This is a genomic window from Noviherbaspirillum soli, from assembly GCF_015352955.1.
Taxonomy (GTDB): domain Bacteria; phylum Pseudomonadota; class Gammaproteobacteria; order Burkholderiales; family Burkholderiaceae_D; genus Noviherbaspirillum_A; species Noviherbaspirillum_A soli.
Window position 1 is genome coordinate 56,307 of sequence record NZ_JACYOX010000007.1, and the last position, 14,911, is coordinate 71,217.

12 protein-coding genes are annotated in these 14,911 nt (G+C 60.9%); 7 read left to right on the forward strand and 5 right to left on the reverse strand.

Translation table 11 applies throughout. The features are described from left to right. Nucleotides 1-159 precede the first annotated feature (159 nt). The gene (locus tag IGW04_RS08155) at nucleotides 160-585 is read left to right on the forward strand and encodes a hypothetical protein (protein WP_194712566.1); all 426 of its coding nucleotides are present in this window, start codon (nucleotides 160-162) and stop codon (nucleotides 583-585) included. 18 nt (nucleotides 586-603) lie between these two features. On the opposite strand, the gene IGW04_RS08160 is transcribed toward IGW04_RS08155, so the two are convergent. Continuing rightward, nucleotides 604-1,497, reverse strand: coding sequence for a LysR family transcriptional regulator (locus IGW04_RS08160; protein WP_194712567.1), 894 nt, complete (start codon nucleotides 1,495-1,497; stop codon nucleotides 604-606). Between the two features lie 184 nt (nucleotides 1,498-1,681). On the opposite strand from IGW04_RS08160, the gene IGW04_RS08165 reads away from it, so the two are divergent. The 3 genes from IGW04_RS08165 (at nucleotide 1,682) to IGW04_RS08175 (ending at nucleotide 5,193) form a co-directional block, all read left to right on the forward strand. Continuing rightward, a complete protein-coding gene (locus IGW04_RS08165; protein ID WP_194712568.1) occupies nucleotides 1,682-2,659 on the forward strand; it encodes a Bug family tripartite tricarboxylate transporter substrate binding protein in 978 nt (325 codons plus the stop codon). Nucleotides 2,660-2,728: 69 nt separating this feature from the next. Next, on the forward strand, nucleotides 2,729-3,682 hold the full coding sequence (locus IGW04_RS08170; RefSeq protein ID WP_194712569.1) for a 2-hydroxyacid dehydrogenase: 954 nt from the start codon (nucleotides 2,729-2,731) through the stop codon (nucleotides 3,680-3,682). A gap of 113 nt (nucleotides 3,683-3,795) precedes the next feature. Next, the gene (locus IGW04_RS08175; RefSeq protein WP_194712570.1) at nucleotides 3,796-5,193 is read left to right on the forward strand and encodes an amidase family protein; all 1,398 of its coding nucleotides are present in this window, start codon (nucleotides 3,796-3,798) and stop codon (nucleotides 5,191-5,193) included. 24 nt (nucleotides 5,194-5,217) lie between these two features. Here IGW04_RS08175 and IGW04_RS08180 read toward each other — a convergent pair whose 3' ends face one another. Continuing rightward, nucleotides 5,218-6,282, reverse strand: coding sequence for an RNA methyltransferase (locus tag IGW04_RS08180; protein WP_194712571.1), 1,065 nt, complete (start codon nucleotides 6,280-6,282; stop codon nucleotides 5,218-5,220). 955 nt (nucleotides 6,283-7,237) lie between these two features. On the opposite strand from IGW04_RS08180, the gene IGW04_RS08185 reads away from it, so the two are divergent. Next, a complete protein-coding gene (locus IGW04_RS08185) occupies nucleotides 7,238-8,287 on the forward strand; it encodes a tyrosine-type recombinase/integrase (protein WP_194712572.1) in 1,050 nt (349 codons plus the stop codon). A 272-nt stretch (nucleotides 8,288-8,559) separates the two neighbouring features. Here IGW04_RS08185 and IGW04_RS08190 read toward each other — a convergent pair whose 3' ends face one another. Then, a complete protein-coding gene (locus IGW04_RS08190) occupies nucleotides 8,560-9,222 on the reverse strand; it encodes a GntR family transcriptional regulator (RefSeq protein WP_194712573.1) in 663 nt (220 codons plus the stop codon). Nucleotides 9,223-10,495: 1,273 nt separating this feature from the next. On the opposite strand from IGW04_RS08190, the gene IGW04_RS08195 reads away from it, so the two are divergent. Beyond that, nucleotides 10,496-11,962, forward strand: a complete 1,467-nt coding sequence (locus tag IGW04_RS08195) for an ISNCY family transposase (protein WP_407672078.1) — start codon at nucleotides 10,496-10,498, stop codon at nucleotides 11,960-11,962. A 147-nt stretch (nucleotides 11,963-12,109) separates the two neighbouring features. Here the strand turns inward: IGW04_RS08195 and IGW04_RS26205 are convergent, their stop codons facing one another. Beyond that, nucleotides 12,110-12,385 (reverse strand): tannase/feruloyl esterase family alpha/beta hydrolase, encoded by a 276-nt coding sequence (locus tag IGW04_RS26205; RefSeq protein ID WP_407672082.1) that lies wholly within the window; start codon nucleotides 12,383-12,385, stop codon nucleotides 12,110-12,112. 247 nt (nucleotides 12,386-12,632) lie between these two features. On the opposite strand from IGW04_RS26205, the gene IGW04_RS08200 reads away from it, so the two are divergent. Next, nucleotides 12,633-14,111 carry a SulP family inorganic anion transporter gene (locus tag IGW04_RS08200; protein WP_194712647.1) on the forward strand — a complete coding sequence of 493 codons (1,479 nt, stop codon included), beginning with the start codon at nucleotides 12,633-12,635 and terminating at the stop codon, nucleotides 14,109-14,111. A 98-nt stretch (nucleotides 14,112-14,209) separates the two neighbouring features. On the opposite strand, the gene IGW04_RS08205 is transcribed toward IGW04_RS08200, so the two are convergent. Next, nucleotides 14,210-14,614, reverse strand: a complete 405-nt coding sequence (locus tag IGW04_RS08205) for a hypothetical protein (protein WP_228526938.1) — start codon at nucleotides 14,612-14,614, stop codon at nucleotides 14,210-14,212. Between the last annotated feature and the right edge of the window lie 297 nt (nucleotides 14,615-14,911).

Here is a 14,911-nt window from a genome sequence, read left to right on the forward strand (position 1 = left end):
TAGTTTGCATACCAAATATTAGCATACAAAGGAAATCCCTGCAGGCATGCCGGATACATTCCCGACACATTGCCGTGACAATCGGCGCGGAAAATGATGTTTTGGCGGGCAGAAAGGCCGCCGTCGTCCGGCGGCCGATAACAACAGGAGGATGCGAGCATGACGAAGCAATCGATGTCATCCCACACACAAATCAACGACGCGGCACAGGACCTGGCGGCGCGGCCGGTCCCCGAACTGGTGGCGCGCCTGTATGCGGATGCGCCGCCGTCCGAGAAAAGCCGATTGCTGGAACCGCTGCTGCGGCCGCTCGGCCTGCTGTCGCTGTTTGCGCTGGCCGATGGCGCATTCGCCCGCATCTGGCTGCGCAACGGCGCCAGCGAGCTTCGGGTCAGCCCGGACGATGTCCAGGCAATATCGGCTGCCCATGTCGCCGACCTGGTCGGCTACCTGGAGCAGGCCAGCGTCGAGGCGCTGGACGGGCTCTGCCAGGTCATCGGCGCGTCGCCGCTGCTGGCCGGCTCGGCGAGCGCGGTGCTGGTGGTATTGGTGTTGCGGCGCCTGCGCGCCAGGCGTTTCATCTGAGCGGCCCCGGCGCCCGCATCATGCCCGCTGGCCGCAGTGCTCCAGCGCGAAGCGGCGCGCCGTGTCCAGCGCCGGATTATGGCTGTCGGGCCGCCATGCCAGATAGATCTCGGCCCGGATCGGGCTCTCCCAGAGCGGCTTCAACACGATGTCGGGAAACTGCAGGTGGCCGGCCGAGGCTGGCACGATGGCCACGCCCAGGCTCTTGCGCACCATCGACAGGATGGTGTGGTTTTGTTCCAGGTATTGCGCATGCGGCGGATCGATGCCGGCGGCGGTCAGCAGCGCCGTGATCAGGTTGTAGAAGTATTTTCCCTCGTCCGGCGAATGCATGATCAGTGGTTCGCTGCGCAGGTCTGCCGGCTCGATGCCGGCCTTGCCCGCCAGCGGATGCGCGCCATGCACCGCCAGCAGCAGCGGCTCCGACAGCAGCAGCGTTTTGGAAAAAGGCGATTGCGCGCTCAAGGGGCGTGTAAAACCCAGGTCGATCAGGTTGGAGGACAGCGCCGCGGCCTGTTCCAGCGACACCATCTCCTTCAGCACGATGTCGATTTCCGGCAGCGCCATGCGCGCGGCGGCAACCAGGTCGGGAATCAGTTCATAGCCGGCCACCGCGGTGAAGCCGAAGATCACCCGGCCGGCCTGGCCCTTGTCGATGCGGCGCGCCTCGACGGCGGCCTGGTCGGCCTGCCTCAGCAACTGGCGCGCATTCAGGTAGAAGCTCTGCCCGGCGGTGGTCAGCGCAACGGAGCGGGTAGAGCGCTCGAGCAGGCGCACGCCGACGACATGCTCCAGCAACTGGATCTGGCGGCTCAACGGCGGCTGCGTCATGAACAGGCGCGCGGCCGCGCGGCCGAAATGCAGTTCCTCGGCAAGGGCAACGAAGCAGCGCAACTGGAAGAGTTCGAACATTTATGCATTTTATGGATTAATCGATACAGCATCTAGCTTAGACTAAACTTAATCCCCTTTCTACAATGCCCTTCATCCCGCTGCGCCCGGCGTCACGACCAGCGTAAGCAGATGGCGCACAGCGCGTCATTTTTCCTGCTGGTCAGCTTGGCCAGTCACGACCCATCATCCTGAAGGATCAAGCATGAAGAACTGGAATGCCGCCGGTGCATCGTTGATTGCGCTTGCCTGTCTTGGACCCGGCGCCTCAGGCGCGGCCTGGGCGCAGGGCTTCCCGTCACGGGCCATCACCATCGTGGTGGGCTCCAGCCCCGGCAGCACCACCGACGGCCTGGCCAGGGCGGTTGCGCAGGAAGTCACGGCGGCGACGAAGCAGCCCGTGATCGTGGAAAACAAGCCCGGCGGCAGCGGCGGCATCGCGGCGCAGGCAGTGGCGCGCGCTGCGCCGGACGGCCACACGGTGTTCATGACCACCAACACCACCCAGGCCGCCAACCCGTTCCTGTTCAAGAAGCTGACTTACGACCCGGTGAGGGACTTCACCCCCGTCGGCGCGCTGGTCAAGGGTTACCTGCTGATGGTCACCCATCCGAGCGTGAAGGCGAAAACCGTGTCCGACTTCATCGCGCTGGCAAGGAAGGAGCCGGGCAAGCTGACCTTCGGCTCGGGCAGTTCTTCCGCCCGGGTCGCCGGCGAACTGTTCCAGCAGATGACGGGCGTGCGCATGACCCACGTGCCCTACAAAGCCAACCCCAACGCGGTGCTGGACCTGGTGGGCGGCCAGATCGACATGATGATCGTCGACCTGACCACCAGCCTGCCGCAGGTACGCTCCGGCCGCCTCAATGCGCTGGGCGTGACCAGCCTGCAGCGCTCGCCGCTGGTGCCCGACCTGCCGACCCTGAATGAAACCGGCCTGCCGAATTACCAGATCAGCTACTGGAATGCGCTGTATGCGCCTGCCAACACGCCCGAGCCGGTGGTGAAAGCACTGAACGAACTGATGCAGAAGGCGATGCAGTCGGACGCGGTGAAGCGCTTCGTTTTCCGGAACGGCATGGAGGTGTTCACCTCGTCGCCGGAAGAACTGAAGCAGTTCCAGGCTGCTGAACTGGAAAGCTGGGGCAAGATCATCCGGACGGCGGGCATCGAGGCCGAGTAATCACCGGCCCGGCCGCCCCGCCCGCGCTGTCTCTCATAGCCAAGCAACAAGCCACCAGCAAGGACAACAATGAAACCCGAAATCCTGCAGCTCAACCCGATCCTGGTCCCGTCGATCAACGACAAGCTCGACGCCCTTTACACCATGCGCCGCTACTACGAGCAGGACGACAAGGACGCCTATATCCGCGAAATCGGCCCGCGCATCCGCGGCGTGATCACCGGCGGCCATACCGGCATTAGCAGGGCGCTGATGGCGCAGTTGCCCGTGCTGCAGGTCGTGGCGGTCAATGGCGTCGGCACCGACGCGGTCGACCTGGCCCATGCGCGGGAACGCGGCATCCCGGTCACCGGCACTTTCGGCGCGCTGACCGAGGACGTGGCCGATATGGCGCTGGGCCTGATGCTCGCGGTATGCCGCAATCTCTGTAGCGTCGACCGCTTCGTGCGCGACGGCCTGTGGGTGCAGCATCCGCAACCGGGCGCGATCCCTCTGGCGCGGCGCCTGAGCGGCATGCGGGTCGGCATCGTCGGCATGGGCCGCGTCGGCCGCGCCGTGGCAACCCGCGCCGCCGCGTTCGGCTGCGCGATCGCCTACACCGACCTGGCGGCTATCGACAGCCTGCCATGGCACTTCGTCGGCGAACTGCGGCGGCTGGCTGAAGGCAGCGACATGCTGGTGTTGTGCGCGGCCGCGGACAAGGCCGAGGGCATCGTCGATGCGCAGATATTGCAGGCCCTCGGCAGCGGCGGCTTCCTCGTCAACATCGCACGCGGCAGGCTGGTGAATGAACCCGATCTGGTGCAGGCGCTGCAAGCCGGCGTGATCGCCGGGGCCGGGCTGGACGTCTTCGTCGATGAGCCGCACGTGCCGGCCGCGCTGCGCGGCATGGAGCAGGTCGTGCTGCAGGCCCACCGCGCCAGCGCCACCATCGAAAGCCGCACTGCCATGGGCGAGATGGTGCTGGCCAGCCTGGCCGACGCGCTCGCGGGGCGCAGGCCGGAGAACAGCCTGACGACCTGAAGCGTGTGACGCAGATCACCCAGCCGGCGCTTGAACACAGGCATAATCCTCCAGACCCCAACACGCGGGCAGCCGCCATCAAGCCGGCCGCCCGCCAATAACAAGGAGGAGACATGACGGAAACATGGCGCCTGTCGGCGGCGGAACTGGCTGACCGCATCAAGGCAAGGCAACTCTCGGCGCGGGAAGCGGCGCAGTCGGCGCTGGACCGGCTGACTGCGGTGAACCCAACTATCAATGCGGTCGTCGACTGCCGGCCGGAAGAGGTACTGGCGCAGGCCGACGCGGTCGATGCGGCACTTGCGCGTGGTGAAGATCCGGGCATCCTGGCCGGCGTTCCGGTGACGGTCAAGGTCAACATCGACCAGGCCGGCCATGCCACCACCAATGGCGTGACCCTGCAGCGTGACCTGATCGCGGCAAGCAACAGCCCGGTCGTCGACAATCTGCGCAAGGCGGGCGCCGTGATCCTCGGACGGACCAACACGCCCGCATTCAGCTACCGCTGGTTCACCAGCAACCAGCTGCACGGCACCACCCGCAATCCGCGCAACCGGCTTCTCACGCCCGGCGGCTCTTCCGGCGGCGCGGCATCGGCTGTGGCCAGCGGCATCGGGCATCTGGCCCACGGCACCGACATCGCCGGCTCGATCCGCTACCCGGCCTATGCCTGCGGCGTGCACGGACTGCGCCCGACCCTGGGCCGCGTGCCTGCCTACAACGCATCGTCACCCGAACGCGCCATCGGCGCGCAGCTCACGGCGGTGTCGGGGCCGATAGGACGCACCATCCAGGATCTGCGGCTTGGTCTTGCCGCGATGTCCGCGCCGGATCCGCGCGATCCGTGGTGGGTGCCAGTGCCGCTGGAAGGCCCGGCATTGCCGAAGGTGGCGGCGCTCTGCGTGCGGCCCGACGGCCTGCAGGTTGCGCCGGAAGTCGAGGCCGCCTTGCAGGATGCCGCCCGGCGGCTGCGCGAGCGCGGCTGGCGTGTGGACGAGATCGACCAGTTGCCGCCGCTGAAGGAAGCGGCGGATCTGCAGATCACGATGTGGCTGGGCGACGGCTATGCGGCAATGGAGGCCGCCGCCATCCGGGAAAACGATCCCGGCGCGCTGGCAGCGCTGGCCGGGCACAAGGCCCGCGCCGCCGAGCTCGACCTGGCCGGGTTCTCCCGGACGCTGACGCGCCGGGCCACGCTGCTGCGCCAGTGGCAGCAGTTTCTGGTTGACTACCCGCTGCTGCTGCTGCCCGTCTCGGCCGAGCTGCCTTTTCCGGATCAACTCGATCTGCAGGGCGACGCCGCTTATGCCCGCGTATGGGCTGCGCAGATGACCCAGATCGGCTTGCCATTCCTCGGGCTGCCTGCATTGAGCGTCTGCACCGGCATGCATGGCAACTCGCCGCTTGGCGTGCAGCTGGTGGCGGCGCGTTATCGCGAGGACATCTGCCTGCTTGCCGGCGAAGCGATAGAGCAGGGCGGCGTTGCGCCGTCGCCTGTCGATCCGGTCTGACGGCGCCGCGGGGCGTGACCGGGTTCAGCGTGCGGCGTTGCCGCACGCCGGCGAATGACTTTCCTCCCGCAGCGGAATGGTTTTCCTGAACGGCGCGGTGGCGCGTGCCCGCAGCTGGCCGCATCCGCCGTCCACGTCCTGGCCGGCGGAATCGCGCAATTTCGTCAGCACGCCCCGTTGATGGAGCGCACGCGCGATTTCCTTTGCACGTTCCCAGCTGGGACGTACAAACGGCAGTCCCGGCACGGTGTTGTAGGGAATCATGTTGAGGACCGCATATTTCCCCTTCAGCAGTGCAACGATGCCATCAAGCTCATCCTGTCCGTCATTGACGCCTTCCATCAGCGTCCATTGGTACTGCACCGGATAATGCGTCTGCCGCGCATAGTCCTCGCCAAGGGCAACCAGATCAGCCGGGTCGATGCGCGGCGCCTTCGGCAGCAAGGTTGCGCGCAGCTCAGGCCTGGTGGTGTGCAGCGAAAGCGCCAGCGCCGGCTTGACCCTGCTCATGGCCAGGCGCTCGAAGGCACGGGCATCGCCCACAGTGGAAAACACCAGGTTCTTGTGCCCGATGTCGCCTTCGGTGCCAAGAAGGTCGATTGCCTCCAGCACGTTGTCCAGGTTATGCGCCGGCTCTCCCATTCCCATGAATACGACCTTCTTCACTGGCCTGATCGAGCGCGCCAGCACGACTTGCGCAACGATCTCGCCGCTGGTTACCTGGCGTATCAGGCCGCTGCGCCCGGTCATGCAGAACTGGCAGCCCACTGCGCAACCAACCTGGCTGGACACGCACACGCCGCCGCGCGGCAGCAGCACGTTTTCCACCATCTGGCCATCGCCCAACCCAACCAGCAGGCGCGCCGCATCACCCTCGGCAGCGTGGCTGGAGATCAGGCGGGCGAGAGCAAGCAGCTCGGTATCGATACCGGGCAATGCATTGCGCAATGTTTTTGGAAGGAAATCAGCAGGCCGCCGCCGTCCCTGATCATGCGGCCTGACCTGGAGCCAGTCACGCAGCACCCTCTGCTCGTGCAAGGGCAGGGCGCCCAGTTCCCTCAGGCGCTGGCGGATTGTTTCAATTTGCATAACGGCGACACATGCGCGGTGACGGGCATGGATATTTCTGAAGAGGAAAAGATCGACATTATTACCCGGAAGTGCATGGCAGGGCAGGTCGCGGGAGTGCTACATCGGACAGAGAGACATTTGTGAGCTACCAGAATATGGAAAATGGCTGTCTTTAGCTGTTTCCAGCCAAACAGATTTCATGACCAGCGGCAATCGCGTCCAAAGACGTTCTGACAAAAGATGGAAAACCCCGCTCAAAAAATGCGGACTGGTCGCTCATCATCATGGGTTCAAAGCGGGAAGAAACGGAACGGGGTAGACAACTCGGCGGTATTCCTCGGGGAATATTCCAGGCCAAACGCTTAACTCCGAATGCCAGTGCTTTCCCGTGACGTGGAACGGAGGAACGATTTTGCAGATGTCTGAACAAGCCAAGCAGGATAAACGCCCCATGCCCTTAGCAACCCTGATGCAACAGACAGCCAGATAAAGCCAAACCCTACCGAGCTTAAAACGCCGGCCGTAGCGAATAAGGACCAGCTGTTTTCAAGCAAGGGAAAGGGATGGTATCGGCAACGCCCTTGGAAGCGATGCAGGAAATATGATTTTCAAAGATCAGGTCAGCGAGGATAAGTACACAGCCCTTCCTTAAATTCCACAGCCCTTCCTTAAATGCGCCAACCCCAACAATCGCCAATCCCCCCTTCGAATTCCGTACTAACGCCAAGCCGTTGCGGCAATGCCATTCCCCGGTTTGTTTGATACCAATTAGTACGAACAAGTTTTCAATGTGTTGTTACATTGCAAACATTAAATTAAACATCTGTAAATTTATTCAGACGTTCGGTCTTTTAATTATTTGTGGCTTTACGAGTTTGTCGCAGGGATGGAAACGTCGTTTGGCGTTAATTCGGTTATGATATTGGTTCAAGAATGCTGCTTGGTTGAAGCCGTTTTTAAGGAGTAATTCCGGATGACAAAGAACCTGACGCTTTTTGATATCGATTCTGGCCAGACCGAAGAGGCGTTAAACCAGAGTTTCGAGGCGTGGCTTGCCCATCGACAGACGTCCCGTTCGCGTGCCAAGAGCGAGCGAGCCTTGTCGGAGGAGTCGATTAATGTCTACCGCGAGATGTGGCAGGCATTCGCGAAATTTTGTGCTGAACGGCAAATTCTGCTGGCCGACCTGACGGTATCGGACCTCGAAACCTTTCTCGCCATCCGGGGTACCGGTCCGGACCCGGAGCAACCACGTCAGACCACCCGTGGCGGTTACCTCTCTGCGCGCTATGCGAACCGCTACCTGATGCTGATACAGCGCGTGAGCCAGCATCAGGCCCGGGTCGACGGCGTTCAGGTCAACCATGCGGCAGCCTTGCTCAGGGAAAGACCAGAGTACAAATATGCCGAGGCCGCTGACAAGGATCCGCCGCCAGACTACCTCGACGAAATGCAGGCACGCGTCTTGATAGCCTACCTGACGCGTGCTCCGCAGCCAGAATCGAAGGAAAAGATGACCTGGAAGACAGTGCGAGACCGGACCGCGGTGGCGTTAATGCTTGGCGCCGGCCTGGCCCCAGGCGATATACGCAGCCTGAAACTTGATGGCGTGATCACGACCGGCGGCCGCAGGGCAGGCGTGCCATGGAAGCTCTCGGTTGAAGGCAACGGCAATTCGCCGGCGCGGGAAACGCCGGTGGCGGACTGGGCTGGACGCCAGCTTGCGTTCTGGCTGCGCATCCGTGCCCAGCAGGCCATACCCGGCAACTATGTTTTTCCATCGACGATGAACGGCACGCAGTGGTCGCATACCCGTTGCTTCGAGGCCAGCCGGGATGTCCTCGAATCGGCAAAAATCAGCAAGGATGCCGGCGGCCTGTTCAAGCTTCGGCACACTTTTGCCTTGCGTCAGCTGCGAAAAGGAAAGAGCGAAGAAGAAGTCGCGCGCTGGTTGGGATTACTGGACATTAACAGCATGACGCGTTATCGACGCATCGTGCTCAGTTACCAGGATGTCGTCTGAGTGGCTGACGGTGCACCTTGCATCGCCGGCCGCCCCCTGGTTTGCGCGAAACGTCATGCACGCAGCGCGGTGCACCGGCGACCATCGCGCCGGTGCAAGAATGGCAGTTCCCTATTCCAGTCAACGGAGCACTGTCATGCGAAAGATGATCATGCTGGCTGTAGCGAGCTTCTTATGGAAGCAGGTACAAAAACGCATCGTACGCGGCGGGCCGCAACGGAGCATGCCACGGCGGGGACGGTGAGGCCCGTCCTTTAAAAAGCATCGCAAGTTCAGGCGGCGCGTGTTCCCAACTGCGAAAGGGAAGCAATAAGATCGGCAAAGCGCTGGCCCTGAACAAGGACATGCTGGCGCAGCAGCCTGGCGGTCAGTTCACCGTCCCCAGCCAGGATCGCATTGACTACCTGCTCATGCTCTTCGAATGAAGTGGGAAGGCGATTGCGCACCCGCAGTTGCAGACGACGATAAGGGCGCAGCCTCCGGTGCAGCCCACGCGCCTGCTCCGCGAGAAAGTTGTTATGGCTTCCGGCATAGATCGTGTCGTGAAATGCTTCATTCTTGTAATAGTAGGCGTCTGCGTCCCCTGCAAGGCACGCCTCCCGGCAAGCGTCATGGGCTGACTTCAGGGCGCCGTGGTCCGCAGCCGACATGCGGCGTGCGGCAAGTCTGCCGCACATGGCTTCCAGCTCTGCCATCACGTCGAACATTTCCACCAGCTGCTCGGGAGCCGCGGTGGCGACGATTGCTCCGCGTCGCGGTCTCATCGTCACGAGCCCCATAGACGCCAACTGGATCATCGCCTCACGGATCGGCGTGCGCGACACATCGAAACGCTTTGCCAGCTCGGTCTCGTCCAAAGGGTCTCCCGGACGAAACTGGCCGGTTGCGATCAGGTCTTCGATCGCGTCACGGAGCAAATGAGATCGGTTTGTCATGGAACACCAGGAAGGCCACAGGGGCTCTTTGTCGACAGAGGAAGCTACATGGTATTTGTTAAGCTTCATCCTGTATACAAAAACTCTTGTATTCATTGCATTCTGATGTCGGTGCCGCCTTCCGTCGGTGGCATGACGCCTTTTAAAGACGCTTTATTCAGCTTGCCTGTCCTGTGCTAACGCAGGGACGCATCTGCGTACCTGAGCGCAGGATGCACAGCCTAATCAAGGATGGCTTTAAAAGCAGAGGGATTCTGAAAACCACAGGAGTGCCCTCTGCAGCAGCCCCGTGGTCGACTTCGAAAGCAGCATGCCGTCGGAAGAAATCAGTGCAATTCCCGTCGGCAAGAGAATTGGCTATCGGTTAGCGTGTTCAGCGTGCTTGCATGACTCTTCAGCTCGCTATCATGGATGAAGCTTGCTGAGAACTCCGCCGCAAGGATGCTGGCCGAGGACTGATGCCGGGGCACTGACGTCAATGCCAGCAGGTGAGGTACGGAAAACGAAATTAACTATAGGATGCTGCACAGACAGCCAGAGATCATGCGCGGTGCGCACTTTAAAGGACATTATGCCGCAGAGCAGGTTTCCGACATGCTTGTAGCGATATACACGATTTCCGAGTCGACATCCTTGAACATCAGGCCGTCATGATGGCGTTCCAACGCCGACCACGCAGTAAAGGCGATTCGGTCGACCGGTTGTTTTTGGCAACAGAAGAGAATGCCTTGCACAGCGCGGTGGTCATCATGCGGCAATATTGTAGGCCGTACACATATTATTTCATTGGCTCAACATGCACGTAAGAAACATTACAAAAAAATGTTTTTAAGAAACATATCGTCAAAGCGATTTTCAATATTTCAAATAGGAAATAATGCCTGACATCGTTTAATGATCGTTGCCATCGGAAAACTTGATTGCGGGTGATAGACATTCCACATGAGCTAGGTAGTGGGCAACTTGAGAGGCCAAAAGTAGGTATCCGTGCATGATTAAGCACTTTGGCTAACCAAGATTGCAGTTTTAACGCAGCGAGCTGACCAGTCAGATCCATGCGCCTGGCTGTCTTTGCTGGAAATGTTCAGAAAGAACAGGGCATATAGGAGAACAAGAATATGAGAAAGCAGTAGAAGAAGGGCGCTTGGCTCTGATTTTATTTTACATAAGGCTGATTATCAGGATTATGTGTGTAGCAGCAAAGTTGTAATGTCCGATTCCAGCAAAGTTGAAATGTCTGATGTTCCCTACGCTACGCCGCTTGGCATAGCAAATGGGAGCGGTTTTGGATCAACCTGGAACAATTACGATGAGTATGGGCGAACTCGACCGGCTCAAGGTGGTGCAAGCCTTGGTCGATGGCTTATTGAAGCCTGGTAGTGCTGCGCGCAAGCTCGGGCTGACAGTCCGTCAAGTACATCGATTGGTCGTACGGTATCGCGCTGAAGGTCCTTCGGGCCTCGTATCGCGTCGGCGTAATCGGCCAAGTAACAACCAGACCGACGACGAGATTGCGCAAATCGCCTTGACCATCATTCGCCAGCGCTATGCAGACTTCGGGCCGACCTTGGCGTGCGAGAAGCTGCGCGAGCTGCATGGCGTTGATTTATCGAAGGAAACTATCCGCAAATGGATGTCCGACGTCGGCCTATGGATACCGCGTAGCCAGCGTCCGGCACGGATTTACCAGCCACGCAACCGCCGGCACTGCTTTGGCGAGCTGGTCCAGATTGATGGTAGCGACCATCGCTGGTTTGAGGACCGGGCGCCGGCGTGTACCTTGCTCGTGTTTGTGGATGATGCCACCAGCCAGATCCTGCAGCTGCATTTCACCCCGTCAGAATCGACCTTCAGTTATTTCGAAGCGACCCGTGCTTATATCGAGCAGCATGGCAAGCCACAAGCCTTCTACAGCGACAAGGCCAGTGTCTTTCGCGTCAACCACAAGCATGCCACCGGTGGCAATGGCCATACACAGTATGGCCGAGCGCTGTTTGAGCTCAACATCGAAGGCATCTGTGCCAATACCAGCCAGGCTAAGGGCCGCGTAGAGCGCGCCAATCTGACACTGCAGGACCGTCTGGTGAAGGAACTGCGTTTGCAAGGCATTTCGACGATGGCTGCCGCCAATGCATACGCGCCTGCCTTCATAGCCGATTACAACCGGCGCTTTGCCAAGCCCGCTCGCAACGACTTCAATGCCCACCGTCCTGTGCGCCATGATGAAGCGCTCGATTTGATCTTTGCAGTCAGAGAGCCCCGTCGGGTCTCGCACAGCCTGACGGTGCAATATGACAAGGTGTTGTACTTGCTAGCCGATACGCCGGAAAGCCGGCAATCCATCGGTAAATACATTGAGGTCTACGAATATCCCGATGGTCGCATTGAGCCGCGTGCCGGTGGCCGCGCCCTGCCCTATGCAACCTATGACCGCCTGCCCAATGTCAGCTCCGGAGCCGTGGTCGATAACAAACGCCTTGGTCACGTTCTTCAGATCGCTCAGATGGTGCAGGAACAGCGCGATAGCCGGCATGGCAGTTCTGCTCCGTCGCGCAACCATCGCGGTCTTGGCCCGGTTCCTTCCAAGGCAGCACCAGGCAAGAAGTCGCAAAGATCCCTTGCGTCAGACGACATCGCACTCGCAATTAAACAGCAGGCGCTGCTTAAAGCGCGAGATTTGCTGACTGAACCGGTCGCCGAATATCGGACATTTCAACTTTGCCAGGAAGCGGACATCTGAACTTTGCTTTGACAATGTGCTTTCTCTTTCTTGCAGTTAGGTTCTCCGTAGAAACCGCTGATAAAAGTCATGTCAGACGACGCAAAACAAACGATAAGGCCCCAGTTTCCCTGAACCTTGCTTGGCACGCCTTAATTTCAGTCTGACTTACAGATTGACGCAGCCGAAGCAGCCCGCAACGTCCAGGCTGCCACTGCCTTTGTATTTCGCCACCTGTGGATATGGGTACAGGTGGCAGGTCCTGTTGCCCGTGCCCTTGGCCAGCCGAGTGCTTGTCGGTGTGGGTGGCGCCGTACCCCGCGCCACCCAGCGGTCGAGGGCGTGCACGACACGGCGACAGCAAAGACATCTTGACGCGAGGCTATGCTGCGCCGCAGAATGCGGCCCCATGATCGTTTCCGCCTGGCCCTCCACCCGCAACATGCATGCGCCCGACAGCGCTGGCAGCGCTTGCTTCAGACGCAAGTGCCTGGAAGCCGTCTCCTTTCCGGGCGCCGGACTGCCCCGCGGCCATTTCTTCTCGGTCACTCCGCCTTAACAGAGTCTGCTTCCCTGGTTTCCGTGCCGATGTCTTTTCATGCCATCGATGCCGGAGTTCCTGCTGCCTTGCACGCCACAGCGCGCTCATTTACTCGTCTTCCGCCCGGTCATGCTGGCGGAAAGGATACTTATGTCTCTACAAACAATCCGCCAGGACTGGTTTTCCAATGTCCGCAATGATCTTCTGGCCGGCCTCGTTGTCGCGCTCGCCCTGATCCCCGAAGCGATCGCATTTTCCATCATCGCCGGTGTCGATCCCAAAGTAGGCCTTTACGCCTCGTTCTCCATCGCGACCCTGATTGCCTTCTTTGGCGGCCGCCCGGGCATGATCTCGGCGGCGACCGGGGCAATGGCCCTCGTCATGACCAGCCTGGTCAAGGAACACGGCCTGAATTACCTGCTGGCTGCCACGATCCTGACGGGCATCCTGCAGGTCTGTGCCGGCTGGATTAAGCTTGGCCGCCTGATGCGCTTCGTCTCGCGTTCAGTGGTCACGGGATTCGTGAATGCCCTGGCCATCCTCATCTTCATGGCTCAATTGCCCGAGCTGACAAATGTTACGTGGCATGTCCATGCGATGACCGCGGCCGGGCTGACCATCATCTACGGCTTTCCCCGCCTGACGCGCGCCATACCGTCGCCACTGGTGGCAATCGTCGTGCTGACCGCGCTGTCCATTGCGCTCGGACTGGACATCCGCACGGTGGGCGACATGGGCACCCTGCCCGACAGCCTGCCATCCTTCCTGATGCCGGATGTGCCACTCAACCTGGAAACACTGCGGACAATACTGCCGTATTCGGCCACGCTGATGGTGGTGGGACTGCTCGAGTCGTTGATGACGGCAACGATCGTGGACGACCTTACCGACACGCGCAGCGACAAGAACCGCGAATGCGTCGGCCAGGGCATCGCCAACATCGCGACCGGATTCATCGGCGGCATGGCAGGCTGCGCAATGATCGGGCAGTCCGTCATCAACGTCAGATCTGGCGGGCGCGGCCGCCTGTCCACGCTGACTGCCGGCGTTGTCCTGCTGGTGCTGGTCGTCTTCCTCGGCGAATGGGTAAGACGCATTCCCATGGCAGCGCTGGTCGCAGTCATGATCATGGTATCGATCGGCACCTTCAACTGGCAGTCGCTGCGGAACTTGCGCGCGCACCCAGCCAGCTCGGGCGTCGTGATGGTCGCCACCGTCATCGTCACCGTCTTGACCCACGACCTGGCGAAGGGTGTGCTGACTGGCGTGCTGTTGTCCGGCGTCTTCTTTGCGCAGAAAGTCAGCCGGATGCTAAAGGTCATTTCCCATGCCGACGACAGCGGGCGTGCGCGCCGATACAGCGTCAGCGGGCACGTCTTCTTCGCCTCCTCCGACCAGTTGTTTCACTCGTTCGACTACAACGAGACTGCCCGGCGCGTGCACATCGACCTCAGCCATGCCCATTTCTGGGATATCACCGCGGCCGGAGCGCTGGACAAGATTGTGCTGAAGCTGCGGCGTGCCGGTGCCGAGGTGGAAGTACATGGCTTGAACGAAGCCAGCGCCACGATGGTGGGCAAGTTTGGTGTTCACGACAAGAATGACAGCGGCCTGGCGACTGGTCACTGACACTGACTGGCTGCCGGCCTGCCCCAAGTAAGCACCATGGGCCGCTGGCGACGGCGGTCATCGGCCCGCCGTGGACGTTCTGCGTTGGGTTGAATCCCTCAATCGCTCATTGCCCGGGTTGCAAGAGCCACTACCGCAGCCCCCGCGGCAACGACCAGCGCATCTTCAATCAGGCCGCTGCGGGTCTGGCCGATATGCGCCATTGCCTGCTTGCGCCCAGCCAGCGTCAGGTAGGCGAGCGGCACCGCGGCGGCTACCGCGAAGGCGGCGCCAGCCTGCTCCCTACCGCGCGGCGCCAATGCCGCGCCGGCAATCCCGGCGCTCATCACACGCGCCAACAGTCCGAGAAAGACAGTGCGGTCAGGCGCGGTCTTCATCTTGTCGCCAAGCAGTTCCGCAACCCCCATGGCCAGCGCGCCGGATCTGAACAGCGGACGATCGAGCAGGAACAGTTGCCCGCTTGTATGCCGTCCCGCAAGGCGTGCAGCCGCGATGGCAGCCATGGGCGTCATTGAACGTGCGCTCGCCACGGCGCCAATCAAAGCGGAGGAAAGCAGGCTGCGGGTTCGCATCTTTTCGGGCTCCAATGCAAATGAAGGTTGGTCGAACCGCCATTGCCTCTGGCCGTGCCGGATCGAGTCAACCGACAAAATAGCTGGTCGCGCACAAGGTGAAGGCGGTCCTGTTAAGGATGCCCATTCTAGTTGCTCTGAACAGTGGCGCAGTCACGCAGGCGCCAAGGCATTGAGCAGGCGCAGAGGAGCAATACCAGGTGTAATTGCCGTGGCCGGCCGTTTGCC

Bases quoted from the DNA above. Each gene is read 5' to 3' on its own strand.
- IGW04_RS08205 (WP_228526938.1), bottom strand. From the start codon at position 14,614: ATGGCTGCCATCGCGGCTGCACGCCTTGCGGGACGGCATACAAGCGGG.
- IGW04_RS08200 (WP_194712647.1), top strand. From the start codon at position 12,633: ATGTCTCTACAAACAATCCGCCAGGACTGGTTTTCCAATGTCCGCAAT.
- IGW04_RS26205 (WP_407672082.1), bottom strand. From the start codon at position 12,385: ATGTTGCGGGTGGAGGGCCAGGCGGAAACGATCATGGGGCCGCATTCT.
- IGW04_RS08170 (WP_194712569.1), top strand. From the start codon at position 2,729: ATGAAACCCGAAATCCTGCAGCTCAACCCGATCCTGGTCCCGTCGATC.
- IGW04_RS08180 (WP_194712571.1), bottom strand. From the start codon at position 6,282: ATGCAAATTGAAACAATCCGCCAGCGCCTGAGGGAACTGGGCGCCCTG.
- IGW04_RS08155 (WP_194712566.1), top strand. From the start codon at position 160: ATGACGAAGCAATCGATGTCATCCCACACACAAATCAACGACGCGGCA.
- IGW04_RS08195 (WP_407672078.1), top strand. From the start codon at position 10,496: ATGGGAGCGGTTTTGGATCAACCTGGAACAATTACGATGAGTATGGGC.
- IGW04_RS08160 (WP_194712567.1), bottom strand. From the start codon at position 1,497: ATGTTCGAACTCTTCCAGTTGCGCTGCTTCGTTGCCCTTGCCGAGGAA.
- IGW04_RS08185 (WP_194712572.1), top strand. From the start codon at position 7,238: ATGACAAAGAACCTGACGCTTTTTGATATCGATTCTGGCCAGACCGAA.
- IGW04_RS08175 (WP_194712570.1), top strand. From the start codon at position 3,796: ATGACGGAAACATGGCGCCTGTCGGCGGCGGAACTGGCTGACCGCATC.
- IGW04_RS08165 (WP_194712568.1), top strand. From the start codon at position 1,682: ATGAAGAACTGGAATGCCGCCGGTGCATCGTTGATTGCGCTTGCCTGT.
- IGW04_RS08190 (WP_194712573.1), bottom strand. From the start codon at position 9,222: ATGACAAACCGATCTCATTTGCTCCGTGACGCGATCGAAGACCTGATC.